This window comes from Lutibacter sp., from assembly GCF_040883305.1.
GTDB lineage: Bacteria > Bacteroidota > Bacteroidia > Flavobacteriales > Flavobacteriaceae > Lutibacter.
On the sequence record NZ_JBFLKT010000151.1, the window covers coordinates 1 to 5,437 of the forward strand.

A 5,437-nucleotide genomic window follows, 5' to 3' on the forward strand; every position below is an offset into this window, starting at 1 on the left:
ATTTAAACAACCAAATTGTAAAAAATTGCAAGTTAAATAAGGCAACGGCACAAATGCAATTGTACGATTTATATTGTGATGCAATGTTTGTAATTGCGAAAAGGTATGTGAAAAATAGTTTTGAAGCCGAAGATATAATGCAAGAAGCTTTTATAAAAGTATTTAAAAACATTCATAGTTTTAAAGGACAAGTTACAATTGGCGCTTGGATTAAAAGAATTGTAATTAATCAATGCATTGATTATTTGAAAAAGAAAAAAATTGAGTTGGTTTCAATTGACGAAGCGAAATTGACAATTGCAGATGAAAATGATTGGAATTTAAATAAAGAAGTTACTATTAATAATATTACTACTGCAATTAACAACCTACCAGAAAAATACAAAATTGTTTTGAATTTGTATTTAATTGAAGGGTACGATCATCAGGAAATTGCACAAGTTTTAAACATTACAGAGGTTACTTCCAGATCGCAGTTAATGCGCGGTAAAAACAAGTTAAAAAGTGAATTAAAAGCGTATAATTATGTCTAAGGATTTAAGAGAACTATTACAGAAAAAGCATATTAGTTCAGAGAAACTTTCTAAAAATCATCGAGAGAATTTTGAAGCCAAATTACAAAACGAATTACATGGTAATAAAATCAAGAAATATCAAATATTAAAAATTGCTGCTTCATTTTTAGTACTAATTGGTTTAGGTACAAGTATGTTTTATTTTTCTAATCCAACGAAAAAAAACCCTGTTGAAATTGCTAAAATTGAAAGTTTAGGGAGTATCTCTCCTGAATTAAAAAACATAGAAAATTACTATTTAGTAAGTATTCAGGCAGAAATATTAGAGTTAAATCAAACTTCAGAAAACAAAGAGTTATTAGATGGTTATTTGGAGAAAATAAGTGAGTTATCTGGAGACTATAAATTGTTAACAAACCAATTAAATACCGAAGGTTTAAACGAAAAAACCATTAATGCTTTAATCGAAAATTTACAGTTACGCTTAAAATTATTATACCAATTAAAAGCACAATTAAACGAATTAAAAAATCTTAACAAATCAGAAAATGAAAACATACAGATATAATTTAACAACTTTTATACTCTTATTCACAGTTGTTGTAAACGCACAAACTTTTGATAGAAAAATAAAAGAGAATTTTAAAGTAAACTCTGAAGTAGAAGTTTTGATAAATGCCTCTTATACAGATGTTGAAATTGAAACATGGAATAGAAATGAAGTGTCTTTTGAAGCAGTTATGGAAGTTTCTGGAGTAGAAAAATCTGAAGCTAATAAAATATTAAAAAAATGGAAGTTTGAAGCCCTAGGGAATAAAAATATTGTTAAAATAAATTCAGCATCAGGCAATATGGATTTCAACTTGAACTTTGATTTTCCAGAAATTGAGATGCCTCTTGTTGAAATACCAGAATTTAATTTTGATTTTACTAAAATTGAGTTTCCTGAGATACCTGAATTTCCTGAAATGGAATTTGATTATGAAGCGTACAAAAAGGATTCTTTATATTTAAAAAAATATAAAACTAATATTTCTGAACACGTTGAAAAATTTAGAAACAGCAACTGGAAAAAACAACTGGATTCAATTAGAAATTCACCAGAATTTATAAAGAAAATGGAAGCGCTAAAAATTGCTGGTGAAAAAATGGCAAAAGAATTAAAGGAATCGACTTGGTTTAAAGAACTTGATTCTATGCAAAATACACCTGAATATAAAAAGAAAATGATTGAAATGGAAAAAGCAGGTAAAAAAATGGCAGCTAAATTAAAGGAATCTACTTGGTTTAAAGAAACTGAAGCACGTATAAATTCTGAAGAATTTAAACGTTCAATGGAAGAAGCTAAAAAAAATGCTGAAAAAGGTAGAACTGAAGCTTTAAAATTGAAAGAGAAATATTTGGAACAAGCAGAACTAACAAAAATAGAAACTGAAAAGGTTAGAGAAGAAATTAAAAGATTGAAAGAGGAAGGGAAATTGGATTCACTTAAAAATTATAGTGAAACTGTTTATTTTAATTTTAATAGAGATGGTAATTCAAAAGTAAAAATTAAAAAACACTTAAAAATCAAAGTGCCTAAAAAAGCAACATTTAATCTAAATGTACGACACGGAAAAGTTACTATTCCGGAGTCTAACAAAAAAATATCTGCAAATATGAGTTATGGAAATTTTGTTGGAGGAATTATAAATGGAGATAAGAATCAACTGACATTTGCTAATTCTCCGGTAACAATTAGCTCTTTAATTTCAAGTAATATTACTTTAAAAAATGTTCCAAACTCAACGTTTGGAACATTTGAAAATGTAAACTTATTTTCAAATTCATCGGATGTTGTAATCAATAAAATAGGTGTGAATGTAATTTTAAATCAGAAGTTTGGAAATTTAATAGTCAATGATATTGATTCAGATTTTAAAAACTTAGATCTAAATTTTGAATATGCAAAAGCTACAATTCCATTAGAAAAATTAGAGGCAAATTACACTCTAGATACTTCTAAAAGTAAGTTAAATCCGATTTCAGAAAACTCAGATTTTTTAAAAAATGCATTTATGAAAATTTTAAAAAAACATGAAACAAGTATTAAAGGAAGTTTTAAGAGTACTATAAAAACGGACAACATTATTAAATTAAAATCTAATTTTAGTACAATTACTATTATTTAATTATTGACAATCAGTAGTTTATTTAAAAATACTTCTTCAAAATATTATACTGTTAAAACCTTAATAGTATAAATTTTTCCGTTACATAATTGTTATTATCTTTACAAATTCTAAAACAAATTATTTTTAATGGAATTATACGAGTCAAATAAGCTAAAAATATACAATTCTTTAAGTAAAACTAAAGAGATTTTCAAACCCGTAACACCTGGTAAAGTTGGAATGTATGTTTGCGGTCCTACAGTTTATAGCAATGTTCATTTAGGAAACGTAAGAACCTTTATGTCTTTTGATATGATTTTCCGTTATTTAAAACATTTGGGATATAAAGTGCGCTACGTGCGCAATATTACCGATGCCGGTCACTTAGAAAACGATGCCGATGCAGGTGAAGATCGTATCGCAAAAAAAGCACGTTTAGAAGAAATTGAACCAATGGAAGTGGTGCAACGGTATACAGTAGATTTTCACGAAACGTTGCATACTATTAATAATTTGCCTCCAAGTATTGAACCGACTGCAACCGGGCATATTGTAGAGCAAATTGAAATAATTAAAGATATTTTAGCCAAAGGCATGGCATATGAAGTGAACGGTTCTGTGTATTTTGATGTGTTAAAATACAATGAAACTGAACATTACGGAATTCTTTCAGGTAGAAATATTGAAGATTCTATTCATAATACAAGAACATTAGATGGGCAATCCGAAAAGAAAAATCCGCAAGATTTTGCACTTTGGAAAAAAGCAGACGAGCGTCATATTATGCGCTGGCCTTCACCATGGAGCGATGGTTTTCCTGGTTGGCATTTAGAATGTTCTGCAATGAGTACTAAATATTTAGGTGAAACTTTTGACATTCACGGTGGTGGAATGGATTTAAAATTTCCACATCACGAATGTGAAATTGCGCAATCTAAAACTAATAATGGGGTAAATCCAGTAAATTATTGGATGCACGCAAATATGTTGATTTTAAATGGTCAGAAAATGGCAAAGTCAACAGGGAATTTTATTTTACCAAATGAAATTTTTTCAGGGAATAATAAAATTTTAAGCAAAGCATTTTCACCAAGTGCTACACGTTTTTTTATGTTGCAAGCTAATTATAGAAGTATTTTAGATTTTACAAGTACAGGTTTAGAAGCTTCAGAAAAAGGCTATATTAAATTAATGGAAGCAGTAAGTAATTTAGATAAAATAGAAGTTAGTAAAGCCTCTTCATTAGATATTAAAGCTTGGAAACAAAAATGTTATGATGCAATGAACGACGATTTTAACACACCTGTTTTAATAGCCAATTTATTTGAAGCTGTAAAATATATTAACTTGCTAATTGAAAAGAAAGCAACTATTACAGCAGAAGATTTAGAAGAATTTAAAGCAACAATTAATGCTTTTGTGTTTGATGTTTTAGGATTAAAAAATGAATTACAAGCAGATAGTTCAGATAAATTATCAGGAGTTATTGAAATGCTGATTAAAATGCGTAAAGATGCACGTGATAATAAAGATTGGACATTATCAGATAAAATTAGAGATGAATTAGCTGATTTAGGAATTCAGCTTAAAGATGGAAAAGAAGGAACAACTTTTTCGGTAAATTAAATAATTAGTAATCGTCATTGCGAGGAACAAAGTGACGTGGCAATCTCATCAAAAATATATTGAAAAGTGTAACAAAAATATTGGCAATACCTTTTATTTGGCTGGTGCGTTTTTATCAGGCAGCAATTTCGCCTTATACACCTTCAGCTTGTAGGTATTCCCCAACATGTTCTAGTTATACCTTAGAAGCTTTAAAAAAACATGGTGTTTTTAAAGGCGGTTGGTTGGCTTTAAAAAGAATAGGTAGTTGTCATCCTTGGGGTGGAAGTGGGTACGATCCTGTTCCTTAAAATTTAAAAGGTTCAAAGGTTCACGATTAAACGATTAAATAAAAAAATAAATCAACAATTATAATATGATATTACTTCAAATAGATTGGAATCCATCACCAGAAATTTTTAAAATTGGTTCATTTGCAATCCGTTATTACAGTTTAATGTTCGTTTTTGCATTTATGCTGGGATTGTATTTAATGAAAAAAATATTTATTAATGAAAAAATTCCAATTGAAAAATTAGACTCACTTTTTATATACATGGTTGTGGCCATTTTATTAGGAGCTAGATTGGGGCATTTTTTATTTTACGATCCAGAATTTTTAATTAAGAAACCATTAGAAGTTATTTTACCGTTTCAATTTTCACCAACTTTTAAATTTACAGGTTTTGCAGGTTTAGCTAGTCATGGTGCTGCAATTGGAGCAATTATTGCTATGTATTTATATAGTAAAAAGGTATTAAAAAAACCAATCTTATACATTTTAGACAGAATTGTAATTCCTTCAGCTTTAGGTGCAATGTTTGTTAGATTAGGAAATCTAATGAATTCTGAAATAATTGGAAAAGCTACAAACAGCAATTATGGTTTTGTTTTTAAAAGGTTAGGTGAAGATTTTCCGCGTCATCCAGCACAATTATACGAAGCAATTAGTTATTTAGCAATTTTTGTAATTTTATATTTTGTGTACTGGAAAACTGATAAAAAAGAAAAATCCGGATATTTATTTGGGTTGTTTTTTGTACTACTTTGGACCGTTCGATTTTTTGTTGAATTCTTTAAAGAAGCACAAGTTGAAGGCAGAGAAGATTGGATTTTAGGTTTAAATACTGGCCAGGTTTTAAGTATTCCTCTAATTATTATTGG

6 protein-coding genes are annotated in these 5,437 nt (G+C 28.6%); all 6 read left to right on the plus strand.

Annotation, left to right across the window (positions count from 1 at the left end; all coding sequences use genetic code 11):
* A partial coding sequence (locus AB1Z17_RS04975; protein ID WP_368050693.1) for an RNA polymerase sigma factor occupies positions 1-533 on the plus strand: 533 nt, incomplete at its 5' end.
* The gene (locus tag AB1Z17_RS04980; RefSeq protein WP_368050694.1) at positions 526-1,083 is read left to right on the plus strand and encodes a hypothetical protein; all 558 of its coding nucleotides are present in this window, start codon (positions 526-528) and stop codon (positions 1,081-1,083) included. The genes AB1Z17_RS04975 and AB1Z17_RS04980, both read left to right, overlap by 8 nt.
* A complete protein-coding gene (locus AB1Z17_RS04985) occupies positions 1,064-2,686 on the plus strand; it encodes a hypothetical protein (RefSeq protein ID WP_368050695.1) in 1,623 nt (540 codons plus the stop codon). The genes AB1Z17_RS04980 and AB1Z17_RS04985 overlap by 20 nt, the downstream gene beginning before the upstream one ends.
* A 129-nt stretch (positions 2,687-2,815) precedes the next feature.
* On the plus strand, positions 2,816-4,294 hold the full coding sequence (gene cysS, locus AB1Z17_RS04990; protein WP_368050697.1) for a cysteine--tRNA ligase: 1,479 nt from the start codon (positions 2,816-2,818) through the stop codon (positions 4,292-4,294).
* A gap of 80 nt (positions 4,295-4,374) precedes the next feature.
* Positions 4,375-4,584: a membrane protein insertion efficiency factor YidD gene (yidD, locus tag AB1Z17_RS04995; RefSeq protein WP_368050698.1), complete on the plus strand. Its 210-nt coding sequence runs from the start codon at positions 4,375-4,377 to the stop codon at positions 4,582-4,584.
* 65 nt (positions 4,585-4,649) lie between these two features.
* Positions 4,650-5,437, plus strand: a 788-nt coding sequence (lgt, locus tag AB1Z17_RS05000) for a prolipoprotein diacylglyceryl transferase (protein WP_368050699.1), incomplete at its 3' end; no start/stop codon positions are given.